This window comes from Escherichia sp. E13S3 (genome assembly GCF_004212325.1).
Lineage (GTDB): Bacteria > Pseudomonadota > Gammaproteobacteria > Enterobacterales > Enterobacteriaceae > Escherichia.
The window spans coordinates 268338-283584 of the sequence record NZ_RHJR01000002.1 but is presented as its reverse complement, the minus strand read 5'-3'; the positions used below and the strand labels follow the sequence as shown (position 1 = coordinate 283584).

The following is a 15247-nucleotide window of genomic DNA, read 5'->3' as shown; positions in this document are numbered from 1 at the left end:
CTCAAACTCTCTTTAATCACGCCGCCAGCAAGGAGACGAACGCTAAAAATGCAAAACCAAAACCAGCCCAGGTAATGCGCGGAGTAATATCAAGACGCAGACGGGCCATGCTGTTTTCGAATAGCGCGATAACCAGTACGCCGACCACCAGTTTGACGATGGCAATCACCAGCGCCAGCAGCAGCCCACCAGCGGTGAAGGTTTCCATTTGTCCCCACGGAATAAACACCCCGACGAACATCTGCAACACCACCAGCTGTTTCAGGCTGATACCCCATTTCATTACGCAAAAACCGCTACCGCTGTATTCAGAGAGCGGGCCTTCCTGCAACTCCTGCTCGGCTTCCGCCAGGTCGAACGGCAGTTTGCCCATTTCGATAAAAGTGGCGAACGCACAGGCACAAAGCGCCAGCACCAGCGGGATGCTCTGACTCAGCGGCCAGTGATAAACGGTGTCGGTGATGTTGCTGACGTTGGTGGAACCGGCAACCTGTGCGGCAACCCACAGACCAAGCAACAGCATCGGCTCAACCAGCACACCCAGCATCGCTTCACGGCTCGCGCCGATAGCGGTAAACGGGCTACCGGTATCCAGACCGGAAATGGCAAAGAAGAAACGCGCGATGGCAAAGAGATACAGTAAAGTGATCAAATCGCCCAGTTGCGGCAGCGGAGAACCGACGGTCACCACCGGCAGCGCAGTAGCGATAGTCAGCATGACGCCCACCATCACATACGGCGTCAGGCGGAACACCCAGCCGGAGGCATCCGGGCCAACGCTCTGACGCCCCAGCAGTTTGATAATGTCGCGATACTCCTGCAACACGCCCGGCCCGCGACGGTTATGTAAGCGGGCGCGCGCCACGCGGGTTATACCGGAGAGCAGCGGCGCAACGGCAAATAACACCAGCGCCTGAATTAACGGATATAAAACACTCATTCTCAGGCTCCTCGTGAAACAATAATCACCACCAGTACCGCCAGTTCAACCAGCGCCATCCGGCGGAACAGCAACGCACTGCCTTCGCACTGCCAGCCCGGCACCAGCGACACCGGATTCAGCCATTTGCGCAGTTTCAGCACTGGCGCAAACGCCTGTTTAACCGGCATGGCAAAACCGTGAGCGGTAATCACCATTGATTTTTCGTGGTCGTAGCCGCACACCCAGGCCGCACCGCGGGAACGCGGCGGCAAACGATCGCCTTTGCAAATCACCATAATGATGAATGGCAGCAGCGGGCAGGCAATCAGCAGCAACGTGATCATTGGTTGAGAAACGGTGGTGTTAGCAGGCTCCAGCGGCAGAGGTACAGCAGCAGACAGCATCGGCAGCAGCCACGGCGCAGCAACACCGCCAATTACGCAGCAAATCGCCAGTGCCACTACGCTTACGCTCATCAGGAGTGGCGCACAGGTGGCGTTTTCGGCTTCTTTGGTACGCGGCGCACCGAGGAACGTGACGCCATAGACTTTCGCCATACACATCACCGCCAGCGCACCGGTAATTGCCAGACCCACAGCGAGCAGCGGCCCCAGCAGACGGGCAACAAACGCGCCACTATTGCTCAATTTGAAGAAGGATTGATAGATAACCCATTCCCCGGCAAAACCGTTCAGCGGCGGCAGCGCAGCCATTGCCATCAGCCCGACTAACATGGCGATGGAGATAACCGGCATTTTCTTGCCAATACCACCGAGTTTTTCGATATCGCGATGACCGGTACGGAACCAGACGCTCCCCGCCCCGAGGAACAGTACGCTTTTGAACAGGCTATGGTTAAGCAGATGGTACAGACCACCGACCAGGCCAAGAGCAATCAGCGCCGGTTGTTCGAGCGCGATACCCGTTACGCCAGCTCCCAGCCCCAGCAGGATAATGCCGATATTCTCCAGGGTGTGGTAAGCCAGCAGACGTTGGATATTGTGTTCCATCAACGCATACAGACCGCCGACGAACGCGGTGATCATGCCGAGCACCAGCAGCGCGATCCCCCACCACAGCGGCGCGTTACCGCCCAGCAGCGACAGGGTTAAAATGCCCAGCAGGCCAATTTTCATGACTACCGTAGAAAACAGCGCGGCAGCTGGCGCAGAGGCGTTAGCATGTGCCTGTGGCACCCAGCCGTGCAGCGGGATAATCCCGGCCAACAGGCCAAAACCAATCACGCCGAGCAGCCAGATATCGGAACCGAGCGGCAGTTGCTGCACACGCATATCCAGCAGGCGCAGATCCAGCGTGCCGTAACGCTGCCAGACCAGCCAGCAGGCAATCGCCAGCAGCAAAGTACCAAGACGCCCCAGCGCAAACCACAGTTTGCCCTCTTTACTGTTGCTGGTGAGGAACACCGCGCACAGGGCCATGATTTCGGCCATTACCACGAACATGCCGAGGTTGCTGGCGATGACGGCGCAGACGGCGGCAGCCATCAACATATTGATCTGCAAGCCGTTGCACTTCACCTGCGCGTGGCGATGCCAGTCAATGTTGTAGAGGCTGACAAACAGACCGCACAGGCCGAGCGTAATCAGCCAAATCGCATTAAGCGGAGAGATTTGCACATCGTAGCTTACCAGTGACAGCGCACCGCTCACGCCGACCGCGCCAGTCAGCACAATGAAGCCCGCTGCTGCCGTGTACAGGCTACCGACTGCGCCACCAATTCCGGCAATCCAGCCGCTTAGTGCCTTATGAAAAGAAAAGAGAAATGCCAGAACAGCGGCGGCGGCAAACCACGCCACGCCACTATTGATCAGGGAAATTGCGCTCATTTAGCCTCTCCACTTTGAGCCTGCTGAAACAAGGTGAGATCGCCAAAGTCCGTGTTAAAGGTCAGCTCACGCTTACGTTTGCTAACGCGGGCGATATCGGTGTTATCCACCAGATGCAGGGCTTTGGTTGGGCACATCCGCACGCAGGCCGGACCTTGTTCATCAAAGCTACAAAGGTCACATTTGACGGCGATCGCGCGAATACCCGGCACCCAGTCAAGCAATGTGCTGACACGCGCCGGAGCAGGCGGTGCCGGTGGCGCTTTCGGGGTATTGGCATTTGCAGGAATATCCAGCGGACGGCTACCGGAAAATTCGATTGCGCCGAACGGACAGGCGATGCCGCACAGTTTGCAGCTTACGCACAGGCTTTCATTCAGCTGCACGGCCCCATCAACGCGGGTGATGGCGTTAACCGGGCAGACCACCGCGCAGGGTGCATCTTCACAGTGGTGACAGAGCTGCGGCGCAGATTCTTTATCATTTAGCATCACTCTCAGGCGCGGCATAGACTGAAGGCCGTGCTGGCGATGCGTCTCTGAACAGGCGGCCTCACAGGTGTGGCAGCCGATACAGAGCGTGGAGTCAGCAATTACAAAACGATTCACCGGGCATTCCTCAGGTGATTGTCATTTTTGACGAAAACATGCCGATGAAATGTCATTTTCGACACTCATCGACACGCCCATCCCCAAACAGGCATGATGCCTGCAAACCGGACAAAGCCTCAGCTCATGCTGCTGAGCTTTGTCCCTTTACCAGTTGGCTTAAATTCACCGGCGTGTTGTTCTCAATGGCGGTGTATAAGTTGTCGTAAACACCAGCGATTTTTTCGAGATAGTGTTCCAGAACCTGTTCGCGATTGCGGATGTTGACCTTGCCATCAATCATGCCGTCAATGCTTAACTGAGCCTGTGCAATCAGCTGCTTGTCTTCGCCGTCTTTCGTTTCGACGTAGTACTCGATGGTGTGGCTGTTAAAACCATCCGCCAGGGTGACGTAGATGCGAAAATGTTCAAAAAGTACGAAACAGAGTTCTTTATCTGGCGCGCAACTCATGGCGTGGTGCAGACGCGCTTTTGATAACGTGATCCCCTGAACCAGCGAATTGCAGTAGATATGCCACTGGTCCTGTAGGCGACGATGCCGCTGTGCGATGTAATCGGCTTTCTCGCTTATTTCCCAAATAGTCATTGTCAGGTTACCCGTTTAACAGAGATGCCTGCCTTAAGCATTTTTTGTGCCAATTTTTATCTCATTGTTATTTATATATTTTTCATAAGACAACCGACTTTCGACGCCATGACGACGTGTCATTTCGACATCATCGACATTGTTCACATCAGGGATAATCAACACTGGCATAATTATTGCTTGTCACGGGCAACAGTTAATGGGAGGCGATATGCACGAAATAACCCTCTGCCAGCGGGCACTGGAATTGATCGAACAGCAGGCCATACAGCACGGCGCAAAACGCGTAACTGCGGTCTGGCTCAAAATTGGCGCATTTTCTTGTGTCGAAACCAGCTCTCTTGCCTTTTGTTTTGATCTGGTTTGCCGCGGCAGCGTGGCAGAAGGTTGTAAACTGCACCTCGAAGAACAAGAGGCCGAGTGCTGGTGTGAAACATGCCAGCAGTATGTGACGCTACTGACCCAGCGCGTCCGCCGCTGTCCACAGTGTCATGGCGACATGCTGCGCATTGTGGCAGACGACGGTTTACAGATTCGGCGGATAGAAATAGACCAGGAGTGAGCGATGTGTACAACATGCGGTTGCGGTGAAGGCAACCTGTATATCGAGGGTGATGAACATAACCCTCATTCCGCGTTTCGTAGCGCGCCATTTGCCCCGGCGGCACGGCCGAAGATGAAAATCACCGGCATTAAAGCGCCTGAATTTACCCCGAGCCAGACCGAAGAAGGCGACCTGCATTATGGTCACGGCGAAGCGGGCACTCATGCGCCAGGTATGAGCCAGCGTCGGATGCTGGAAGTCGAAATTGACGTACTGGACAAAAACAACCGTCTGGCTGAACGCAACCGCGCGCGCTTTGCTGCCCGCAATCAGTTGGTACTCAACCTGGTTTCCAGCCCTGGTTCCGGTAAAACCACCCTGCTGACGGAAACTTTAATGCGCCTGAAAGATAGCGTTCCGTGTGCGGTGATTGAAGGCGACCAGCAAACTGTGAACGATGCCGCCCGCATTCGCGCTACCGGCACACCAGCGATTCAAGTGAATACCGGTAAAGGCTGCCATCTTGATGCCCAGATGATCGCTGATGCCGCACCGCGCCTGCCACTGGACGATAACGGTATTCTGTTTATCGAAAACGTTGGCAACCTGGTATGCCCGGCCAGCTTCGATCTCGGTGAAAAACACAAAGTGGCGGTGCTTTCCGTTACCGAAGGTGAAGACAAACCGCTGAAATATCCGCATATGTTTGCCGCCGCCTCGCTGATGCTGCTCAACAAAGTTGACTTGCTGCCGTATCTCAATTTCGACGTTGAGAAGTGCATCGCCTGCGCCCGCGAAGTCAATCCAGAAATTGAAATCATCCTTATTTCCGCCACCAGCGGCGAAGGGATGGACCAGTGGCTGAACTGGCTGGAGGCACAGCGATGTGCATAGGCGTTCCTGGCCAGATTCGCACCATTGACGGCAACCTGGCGAAAGTCGACGTCTGCGGCATTCAGCGCGATGTCGATTTAACGCTAGTCGGCAGCTGCGATGAAAACGGTCAGCCACGCGTGGGCCAGTGGGTACTGGTTCACGTTGGCTTTGCCATGAGCGTAATTAATGAAGCCGAAGCGCGCGACACTCTCGACGCCTTACAAAATATGTTTGATGTTGAGCCGGATGTCGGTGCGCTGTTGTATGGCGAGGAAAAATAATGCGTTTTGTTGATGAATATCGCGCGCCGGAACAGGTGATGCAGTTAATTGAGCATCTGCGCGAACGTGCTTCACATCTCTCTTACACCGCCGAACGCCCTCTGCGGATTATGGAAGTGTGCGGCGGTCATACCCACGCCATCTTTAAATTCGGCCTCGACCAGTTACTGCCGGAAAACGTTGAGTTTATCCACGGACCTGGTTGCCCGGTGTGCGTACTGCCGATGGGCAGAATCGACACCTGCGTGGAAATTGCCAGCCATCCGGAAGTCATCTTCTGTACCTTTGGCGACGCCATGCGCGTACCGGGGAAACAGGGGTCGTTGTTGCAGGCAAAAGCACGCGGTGCTGATGTGCGCATCGTCTACTCGCCAATGGATGCGTTGAAACTGGCGCAGGAGAATCCAACTCGTAAAGTGGTGTTCTTCGGCTTAGGGTTTGAAACCACCATGCCGACCACCGCAATCACGCTGCAACAGGCAAAAGCCCGCAATGTGCAGAATTTTTACTTCTTCTGCCAGCACATTACGCTGATCCCCACGCTGCGCAGTTTGCTGGAACAGCCGGACAATGGCATCGACGCGTTCCTCGCGCCGGGCCACGTCAGTATGGTAATTGGCACCGACGCCTATAATTTTATCGCCAGCGATTTTCATCGCCCGCTGGTGGTCGCTGGTTTCGAACCACTTGATCTACTGCAAGGCGTGGTGATGCTGGTAGAGCAGAAAATAGCGGCCCACAGCAAGGTAGAGAATCAGTACCGGCGAGTGGTGCCAGATGCGGGTAATTTGCTGGCACAACAGGCGATTGCTGACGTCTTCTGCGTCAATGGCGACAGCGAATGGCGCGGCTTAGGCGTGATTGAATCTTCTGGTGTGCACCTGACGCCGGATTATCAACGATTCGATGCCGAAGCACATTTCCGCCCGGCACCGCAGCAGGTTTGCGATGACCCGCGCGCACGTTGTGGTGAAGTATTGACCGGCAAATGTAAGCCGCATCAATGCCCGCTGTTTGGTAACACCTGTAATCCTCAAACCGCGTTCGGCGCACTTATGGTTTCCTCCGAAGGAGCATGTGCCGCATGGTATCAGTATCGTCAGCAGGAGAGTGAAGTGTGAATAATATCCAACTCGCCCACGGCAGCGGCGGCCAGGCGATGCAGCAATTAATCAATAGCCTGTTTATGGAGGCGTTTGCTAATCCGTGGCTGGCAGAACAGGAAGATCAGGCTCGTCTTGACCTGGCGCAATTAATGGCAGAAGGCGATCGTCTGGCCTTCTCCACTGACAGCTACGTCATCGACCCGCTGTTCTTCCCTGGCGGTAATATCGGCAAGCTGGCGATTTGCGGCACGGCCAATGACGTTGCGGTCAGCGGCGCTATCCCACGTTATCTCTCCTGTGGATTTATCCTCGAAGAAGGATTGCCGATGGAGACGCTGAAAGCGGTAGTGACCAGCATGGCAGAAACCGCCCGCGCGGCAGGAATCGCCATCGTCACTGGCGATACTAAAGTGGTACAGCGTGGGGCGGCAGATAAACTGTTTATCAACACCGCAGGCATGGGCGCAATTCCGGCGAATATTCACTGGGGAGCACAAACTCTCACCGCAGGCGATGTTCTGCTGGTTAGCGGTACGCTCGGCGACCACGGAGCAACTATCCTTAACCTGCGCGAGCAGCTGGGGCTGGACGGCGAACTGGTCAGCGATTGCGCGGTACTGACGCCGCTGATTCAGACGCTGCGCGACATTCCCGGCGTGAAAGCGCTGCGCGATGCTACCCGTGGTGGAGTGAACGCGGTAGTTCATGAGTTCGCGGCAGCCTGCGGTTGCGGTATTGAACTTTCAGAAGCAGCGCTGCCGGTTAAACCTGCCGTGCGTGGCGTTTGCGAATTGCTGGGCCTGGATGCCCTCAACTTTGCCAACGAAGGTAAGCTGGTGATTGCTGTAGAGCGTAACGCGGCAGAGCAAGTGCTGGCGGCGCTGCGTTCCCACCCACTGGGACAAGATGCGGCATTAATTGGCGAAGTGGTTGAGCGTAAAGGTGTTCGTCTCGCTGGGCTTTATGGCGTGAAACGAACTCTCGATCTACCACACGCCGAACCGCTACCTCGTATATGCTAATAAAAATCTAGCCCCTGGAATTTGTCATTTACCTTTTGCACCGCTTAGCGGTGCTTTCCTGGAAGAACAACATGTCGTATACACCGATGAGTGATCTCGGGCAACAAGGGTTGTTCGACATCACTCGGACACTATTGCAGCAGCCCGATCTGGCCTCGCTGTGTGAGGCTCTTTCGCAACTGGTAAAGCGTTCTGCGCTCGCCGACAACGCAGCTATTGTGTTGTGGCAAGCGCAGACTCAACGTGCGACTTATTACGCGTCGCGTGACAAAGACAATCCCATTAAATACGAAGACGAAACCATTCTGGCACATGGTCCGGTGCGCAGCATTTTATCGCGCCCTGACACACTGCACTGCAGCTACGAAGAATTTTGTGACACCTGGCCGCAACTGGCTACGAGTGGGCTATACCCCAAATTTGGTCACTATTGCCTGATGCCGCAGGCCGCGGAAGGACATATTTTTGGCGGTTGTGAATTTATTCGTTATGACGATCGCCCGTGGAGCGAAAAAGAGTTCAATCGACTGCAAACATTTACGCAGATTGTTTCTGTTGTCAGCGAGCAAATTCAGAGCCGCGTCATCAACAATGTCGACTACGAACTGCTATGCCGGGAACGGGATAACTTCCGCATCCTGGTTGCCATCACCAACGCGGTACTTTCTCGCCTGGACATGGACGAGCTGGTCAGCGAAGTGGCTAAAGAAATCCACTACTACTTCGATATCGACGATATCAGCATCGTTTTACGCAGCCACCGCAAAAACAAACTCAACGTTTACTCTACTCACTATCTCGATAAACAGCATCCCACTCACGAACAGAGTGAAGTTGATGAGGCGGGAACCCTCACTGAGCGCGTATTTAAAAGCAAAGAGATGCTGCTGCTTAATCTCCACGAGCGAGACGATTTAGCCCCCTACGAACGCATGTTGTTCGACACCTGGGGCAACCAGATCCAGACGCTGTGCCTGCTACCATTGATGTCTGGCAACACCATGCTGGGCGTGCTGAAACTGGCGCAGTGCGAAGAGAAAACCTTTACCACCACTAACCTGAGTTTGCTGCGCCAGATTGCGGAACGTGTGGCGATTGCCGTGGATAACGCCCTCGCCTATCAGGAAATCCACCGTCTGAAAGAGCGCCTGGTTGACGAAAACCTTGCTCTGACCGAACAGCTCAATAATGTGGATAGCGAATTTGGCGAGATTATTGGTCGCAGCGAAGCCATGTATAGCGTGCTCAAGCAGGTTGAGATGGTAGCGCAAAGCGACAGTACCGTACTCATTCTCGGTGAAACGGGGACGGGTAAGGAACTGATTGCCCGCGCGATCCACAATCTTAGCAACCGCAATGGTCGGCGAATGGTGAAGATGAACTGCGCCGCCATGCCTGCGGGATTACTGGAAAGTGACCTGTTTGGTCATGAGCGTGGTGCCTTTACTGGTGCCAGCGCTCAGCGCATTGGTCGTTTTGAACTGGCGGATAAAAGCTCGCTGTTCCTCGATGAAGTGGGCGATATGCCGCTGGAGTTACAGCCGAAGTTGCTGCGCGTATTGCAGGAACAGGAGTTTGAACGCCTCGGGAGCAATAAAATCATTCAGACGGACGTGCGTTTAATCGCCGCGACTAACCGCGATCTGAAAAAAATGGTCGCCGACCGCGAGTTCCGTAGCGATCTCTACTACCGCCTGAACGTCTTCCCGATTCATCTGCCGCCGCTGCGCGAGCGCCCGGAAGATATTCCGCTGCTGGCTAAAGCCTTTACATTTAAAATTGCCCGCCGCCTGGGTCGTAATATTGACAGCATTCCTGCCGAGACTCTACGCGCATTGAGCAATATGGAATGGCCAGGTAACGTGCGCGAACTGGAAAACGTCATTGAGCGCGCGGTGTTGCTGACTCGCGGTAACGTTCTACAACTCTCTTTACCAGATATCCCTCTGTCAGAACCTGAAACACCACCGACCGCGACGGTCGTCGCCCAGGAAGGCGAGGATGAATATCAACTGATTGTCCGCGTATTAAAAGAGACGAACGGCGTGGTTGCCGGGCCAAAAGGCGCTGCACAACGTCTGGGGTTAAAACGCACCACTCTGCTGTCACGGATGAAGCGGCTGGGGATAGATAAAGCGGCATTGGTTTAACAGATGTGGTTATACTCGATCAACATTCAATGAAAGGAGGCAGTATGGCAGTTTCAGCAAGAAATCAATTAACCGGAACAGTTAGCGCAGTCGCAATGGGCGCGGTGAATGATGAAGTAGAACTGACGCTGGCAGGTGGTGCAAAGCTGGTGGCAATTGTTACACACAGTAGCCAGCAAGCCCTGGGGCTGGCAAAAGGGAAAGAAGCGATTGCCCTGATTAAAGCCCCGTGGGTAACGCTGGCAACGGAAGACTGTGGACTGAAATTCTCCGCTCGCAACCAGTTTGCTGGCAGCGTGTCGAAAATCACCGAAGGCGCAGTGAATGCCACTGTCCATATCAAAACAGATGCGGGTTTTGAAATTGTGGCTGTGGTAACCAATGAAAGCCAGGATGAAATGAAACTCACCACAGGATCGCGCGTTATTGCATTGATCAAGGCATCAGCAATCCTGATTGCGACCAAAGCGTAAGCGCCGTATTTGCCGGAGAGAATAAATTCCTCCGGCAAATTTATTTCTTCCGGCGATATTTTTCCGGCAGTTCTGGCACTGGACGTTTATCATCAATCAGATGACGCACGGTTAAGATCGGATGACGCCACAGCATTCTCGGCCCCGCCCACCGCATAATCTGCTTCATCTCTTCACGCTTCGCAGGCTGGTAACAGTGCACCGGACACTGTTTACAGGCAGGTTTCTCTTCGCCAAACACACATTTATCCAGCCGCTTTTGCGCGTAAGCAAACAACGCCTCGTAATGCTCCGGCTCCGCTGACGCCTGCGGGCATTTCGCTTGATAAAGATCGATCATTTTTTTAATCGTCAGTTTTTCACGAGAGATACGCTTGCCGGACATGCTGCCTCCATACTCTTAAGGTGCATTTATATTACAACTTAATTTTAAAGGGGACTATGGCTCTGAAGGAGGAGGTTTCTTCAACCGATGTAATTTTGCGATCTTGTTTCATAGTCATCACGCAAAAGCTGCAAAGCAGCATTTTTCGCGGAACCGGCATCAAGAACTGACCTTTCGCGTCTTCCCCTGAAATGATTAACTCCGGTATCATGTGCGCCTTATGTGATTACAACGAAAATAAAAACCATCACACTACATTTAACATCAGGGAACCGGATCTATTTCCATGAGTGTAATAGAAAATTTCGATGCCCATACACCAATGATGCAGCAGTATCTCAAGCTGAAAGCCCAGCATCCGGAGATCCTGCTGTTCTACCGGATGGGTGACTTTTACGAGCTGTTTTATGACGACGCAAAACGGGCGTCGCAGCTGCTGGATATTTCGCTGACCAAACGCGGCGCGTCTGCGGGCGAGCCGATCCCGATGGCGGGTATTCCCTACCATGCAGTGGAAAACTATCTCGCCAAACTGGTGAATCAGGGCGAGTCCGTCGCTATATGCGAACAGATTGGCGACCCGGCGACCAGCAAAGGTCCGGTTGAGCGCAAAGTTGTCCGTATCGTTACGCCAGGCACCATCAGCGATGAAGCCCTGTTGCAGGAGCGTCAGGATAACCTGCTGGCGGCTATCTGGCAGGACAGCAAAGGTTTCGGCTACGCGACGCTGGATATCAGTTCCGGTCGTTTTCGTCTGAGCGAACCGGCTGACCGCGAAACGATGGCGGCAGAGTTGCAACGCACCAATCCGGCGGAACTGCTGTATGCAGAAGATTTCGCCGAGATGTCGCTGATTGAAGGTCGTCGCGGCCTGCGTCGTCGCCCGCTGTGGGAGTTTGAAATCGACACCGCGCGCCAGCAGTTGAACCTGCAATTTGGCACTCGTGATCTGATTGGTTTCGGCGTCGAGAACGCGCCACGCGGGCTTTGTGCTGCCGGTTGCCTGTTGCAGTATGCGAAAGATACCCAACGTACGACTCTGCCGCATATTCGTTCTATCACCATGGAACGTGAGCAGGACAGCATCATTATGGATGCCGCGACGCGCCGTAATCTGGAAATTACCCAGAACCTGGCAGGCGGTGCGGAAAATACGCTGGCTTCTGTGCTTGATTGCACCGTCACGCCGATGGGTAGCCGTATGCTGAAACGCTGGCTGCATATGCCAGTGCGCGATACCCGCGTGTTACTAGAGCGCCAGCAAACTATTGGCGCATTGCAGGATTTTACCGCTGAGTTACAGCCTGTGCTGCGTCAGGTGGGCGACCTGGAGCGTATTCTGGCACGTCTGGCGTTGCGTACCGCTCGCCCGCGCGATCTGGCCCGTATGCGTCACGCTTTCCAACAACTGCCGGAACTGCGCGCGCAGTTAGAAACTGTCGATAGTGCACCGGTACAGGCGCTGCGTGAGAAGATGGGCGAGTTTGCCGAGCTGCGCGATCTGCTGGAGCGGGCAATCATCGACACACCGCCAGTGCTGGTACGCGACGGCGGTGTTATCGCACCGGGCTATAACGAAGAGCTGGATGAGTGGCGGGCGCTGGCTGACGGCGCGACCGATTATCTGGAGCGTCTGGAAGTCCGCGAGCGTGAACGTACCGGCCTGGACACGCTAAAAGTTGGCTTTAACGCGGTTCATGGTTATTACATTCAGATCAGCCGTGGACAAAGCCATCTGGCACCAATCAACTACATGCGTCGCCAGACGCTGAAAAACGCTGAACGTTACATTATTCCAGAGCTGAAAGAGTACGAAGATAAAGTTCTCACCTCAAAAGGCAAAGCACTGGCACTGGAAAAACAGCTTTATGAAGAGTTGTTCGACCTGCTGTTGCCGCATCTGGAAGCGCTGCAACAGAGCGCGAGCGCGCTGGCGGAACTCGACGTGCTGGTGAACCTGGCGGAACGGGCCTATACCCTGAACTACACCTGCCCGACCTTCATTGATAAACCGGGCATTCGCATTACCGAAGGCCGCCATCCGGTGGTTGAACAGGTACTGAATGAGCCGTTTATCGCTAACCCGCTGAACCTGTCGCCACAGCGTCGGATGTTGATTATTACCGGTCCGAACATGGGCGGTAAAAGTACCTATATGCGCCAGACCGCACTGATTGCGCTGATGGCCTATATCGGCAGCTATGTACCGGCACAAAAAGTCGAGATTGGCCCGATTGACCGTATCTTTACCCGTGTGGGCGCGGCAGACGATCTGGCATCCGGGCGTTCAACCTTTATGGTGGAGATGACCGAAACCGCTAATATTCTGCATAACGCCACCGAGTACAGTCTGGTGTTGATGGATGAGATCGGGCGCGGGACGTCCACTTACGATGGTCTGTCGCTGGCATGGGCGTGCGCGGAAAATCTGGCGAATAAGATTAAGGCATTGACGCTGTTTGCCACCCACTATTTCGAGCTGACCCAGCTACCGGAGAAAATGGAAGGCGTCGCCAACGTGCATCTCGATGCGCTGGAGCACGGCGACACCATCGCCTTTATGCACAGCGTGCAGGACGGCGCGGCGAGCAAAAGCTACGGCCTGGCGGTTGCTGCTCTGGCGGGCGTGCCAAAAGAGGTTATTAAGCGCGCACGGCAAAAACTGCGTGAGCTGGAAAGTATTTCGCCGAACGCCGCCGCGACGCAGGTAGATGGTACGCAAATGTCTTTGCTGTCAGTACCGGAAGAAACCTCGCCAGCGGTCGAAGCTCTGGAAAATCTCGACCCGGATTCACTGACTCCGCGTCAGGCGCTGGAATGGATTTATCGCTTGAAGAGTCTGGTGTAATAACAATTCCCGATAGTCTTTTGCTATCGGGAGTATTAACGACAACTGACGAATCAAATAAAAATACCCTGTATAATAGTAGATATTATTTTACAGGGTAAAACCATGCCATCTACACGCTATCAAAAAATCAATGCCCATCACTATCGCCATATATGGGCCGTTGGTGATATTCATGGGGATTATCAATTATTACAATCCCGTTTACATCAATTATCTTTTTGTCCCGAAACTGACTTGCTTATTTCCACAGGCGATAACATTGATCGTGGGCCTGAGAGTCTTAATGTGCTGCGCATGTTAAACCAGCCCTGGTTTACCACCGTAAAAGGCAACCACGAAGCGATGGCGCTTGATGCGTTCGCTACAGGTGATGGTAATATGTGGTTAGCCAGCGGCGGCGACTGGTTTTTTGATTTAAATGATTCAGAGCAACAAGAGGCAATAGATCTGTTACTGAAATTTCATCACCTTCCGCATATTATTGAAATCACTAACGACATAATAAAATATGTCATCGCACATGCGGATTATCCGGGTGATGAATATCTCTTTGGTAAAGAAATAGCGGAAAGTGAATTACTCTGGCCTGTTGAACGTGTGCAGAAATCGCTTAATGGCGAGTTACAAGAAATAAACGGCGCTGATTATTTTATATTTGGACATATGATGTTTGATAACATTCAGACGTTCGCTAACCAGATTTACATTGATACCGGATCGCCGAAAAGCGGACACCTGTCATTTTATAAAATAAAGTAGTCTCATGCTTCTTCTGTGAAGCATGAGTAACCCGGTGTTATTGCAGGCCATTATTCATTTTTCGCTACCAGCAAAGAGAGATCCTGCTTCGCCAGCGCGCGACTGGCACTCTCCGGCAGACCGTCGTCAGTAATGATCTGATCAAACTCGCTTAATGGTAACGCCAGCCATGTCGCCACCTGACCATATTTCGTCGCATCACAGACCAAAACTCGCTGGCGGCTGGCACTGGCAATCGCCCGTTTCACCGTGACTTTATCTTCTGCTGGCGTAGAGATCCCCCGCACACTCCATGACGATGCAGAAATAAAAGCCTGATCAATCATCAGGCTGCGCAGCATGGTCGCAGCGGCTTCCCCGACACAGGAACGGTTTTCCCGACACACTGCACCGCCAGTGTGAATAATTGTGCAATTACTGTTGTCGAGCAAGTAGTCCGCAATAACGAAGTCGTTAGTAACCACTGTGAGTGGCTCCATGTGAATCAGATGCTGTGCTATCGCTAACGTGGTCGTTCCCGCATCCAGATAGATACAACTTCCCGGCTGAACAAGACTTGCCGCCAGCTTGCCAATCGCCGCTTTTTGCGTCATTGCCAGCGCAGTTTTTACCTGATGAGAAGGTTCATGCGCCACGCGTCCCGGAGACTGAACGCCTCCGGACACCAGCACAACGGCGCCCTGCTGCTCCAGTTTTTGTAAATCCCGACGAATGGTCATATGTGACACATTCATTCTGTCCGTCAGTTCAGCAATACTGACAATGCCTTTTTCAGCTACCATCTCAAGGATGATTTGGCGACGCTCTACGGGTATCAACTTTTGCTCCTTCCTTTGT

At 53.6% G+C, this 15247-nt stretch carries 15 protein-coding genes; 9 read left to right on the top strand and 6 right to left on the bottom strand.

Translation table 11 applies throughout. From position 1 onward, the window contains the following. Window positions 1-16 precede the first annotated feature (16 nt). From hycD to hycA, 4 genes are all read right to left on the bottom strand, one after another. Window positions 17-940, bottom strand: coding sequence for a formate hydrogenlyase subunit HycD (gene hycD / locus D9597_RS02500; protein ID WP_130221545.1), 924 nt, complete (start codon window positions 938-940; stop codon window positions 17-19). A gap of 2 nt (window positions 941-942) precedes the next feature. Continuing rightward, complete coding sequence (hycC, locus tag D9597_RS02495) at window positions 943-2769, bottom strand: formate hydrogenlyase subunit 3 (protein ID WP_130221544.1); 1827 nt, start codon at window positions 2767-2769, stop codon at window positions 943-945. Continuing rightward, window positions 2766-3377, bottom strand: a complete 612-nt coding sequence (hycB, locus tag D9597_RS02490) for a formate hydrogenlyase subunit HycB (protein WP_059268566.1) — start codon at window positions 3375-3377, stop codon at window positions 2766-2768. Before hycB ends, hycC begins: the two co-directional genes overlap by 4 nt. Before the next feature lie 124 nt (window positions 3378-3501). Further along, window positions 3502-3963: a formate hydrogenlyase regulator HycA gene (gene hycA, locus D9597_RS02485; protein ID WP_130207632.1), complete on the bottom strand. Its 462-nt coding sequence runs from the start codon at window positions 3961-3963 to the stop codon at window positions 3502-3504. Window positions 3964-4174: 211 nt separating this feature from the next. Between hycA and hypA the strand changes: the two genes are divergently transcribed. From hypA to D9597_RS02450, 7 genes are all read left to right on the top strand, one after another. After that, on the top strand, window positions 4175-4525 hold the full coding sequence (gene hypA / locus D9597_RS02480) for a hydrogenase maturation nickel metallochaperone HypA (RefSeq protein WP_130207634.1): 351 nt from the start codon (window positions 4175-4177) through the stop codon (window positions 4523-4525). A gap of 3 nt (window positions 4526-4528) precedes the next feature. Continuing rightward, a complete protein-coding gene (gene hypB, locus D9597_RS02475; RefSeq protein WP_064528082.1) occupies window positions 4529-5401 on the top strand; it encodes a hydrogenase nickel incorporation protein HypB in 873 nt (290 codons plus the stop codon). After that, window positions 5392-5664: a hydrogenase 3 maturation protein HypC gene (hypC, locus tag D9597_RS02470; protein ID WP_000334874.1), complete on the top strand. Its 273-nt coding sequence runs from the start codon at window positions 5392-5394 to the stop codon at window positions 5662-5664. Before hypB ends, hypC begins: the two co-directional genes overlap by 10 nt. Next, window positions 5664-6785, top strand: coding sequence for a hydrogenase formation protein HypD (hypD, locus tag D9597_RS02465; RefSeq protein ID WP_130214459.1), 1122 nt, complete (start codon window positions 5664-5666; stop codon window positions 6783-6785). Before hypC ends, hypD begins: the two co-directional genes overlap by 1 nt. After that, window positions 6782-7792 (top strand): hydrogenase maturation carbamoyl dehydratase HypE, encoded by a 1011-nt coding sequence (hypE, locus tag D9597_RS02460; protein WP_130207638.1) that lies wholly within the window; start codon window positions 6782-6784, stop codon window positions 7790-7792. The genes hypD and hypE overlap by 4 nt, the downstream gene beginning before the upstream one ends. Before the next feature lie 71 nt (window positions 7793-7863). After that, the gene (gene flhA / locus D9597_RS02455) at window positions 7864-9942 is read left to right on the top strand and encodes a formate hydrogenlyase transcriptional activator FlhA (protein WP_130221543.1); all 2079 of its coding nucleotides are present in this window, start codon (window positions 7864-7866) and stop codon (window positions 9940-9942) included. 44 nt (window positions 9943-9986) lie between these two features. Then, window positions 9987-10415 (top strand): TOBE domain-containing protein, encoded by a 429-nt coding sequence (locus tag D9597_RS02450; protein WP_130221542.1) that lies wholly within the window; start codon window positions 9987-9989, stop codon window positions 10413-10415. Window positions 10416-10455: 40 nt separating this feature from the next. Here D9597_RS02450 and D9597_RS02445 read toward each other — a convergent pair whose 3' ends face one another. Continuing rightward, window positions 10456-10800, bottom strand: a complete 345-nt coding sequence (locus tag D9597_RS02445; protein ID WP_021560470.1) for a nitrous oxide-stimulated promoter family protein — start codon at window positions 10798-10800, stop codon at window positions 10456-10458. Window positions 10801-11086: 286 nt separating this feature from the next. Between D9597_RS02445 and mutS the strand changes: the two genes are divergently transcribed. Both mutS and pphB read left to right on the top strand, forming a co-directional pair. Further along, a complete protein-coding gene (mutS, locus tag D9597_RS02435) occupies window positions 11087-13648 on the top strand; it encodes a DNA mismatch repair protein MutS (protein WP_130221540.1) in 2562 nt (853 codons plus the stop codon). Window positions 13649-13753: 105 nt separating this feature from the next. Continuing rightward, on the top strand, window positions 13754-14410 hold the full coding sequence (gene pphB, locus D9597_RS02430) for a protein-serine/threonine phosphatase (RefSeq protein WP_130221539.1): 657 nt from the start codon (window positions 13754-13756) through the stop codon (window positions 14408-14410). Window positions 14411-14460: 50 nt separating this feature from the next. Here the strand turns inward: pphB and ygbI are convergent, their stop codons facing one another. Continuing rightward, window positions 14461-15228 carry a DNA-binding transcriptional repressor YgbI gene (ygbI, locus tag D9597_RS02425; RefSeq protein ID WP_130214467.1) on the bottom strand — a complete coding sequence of 256 codons (768 nt, stop codon included), beginning with the start codon at window positions 15226-15228 and terminating at the stop codon, window positions 14461-14463. Between the last annotated feature and the right edge of the window lie 19 nt (window positions 15229-15247).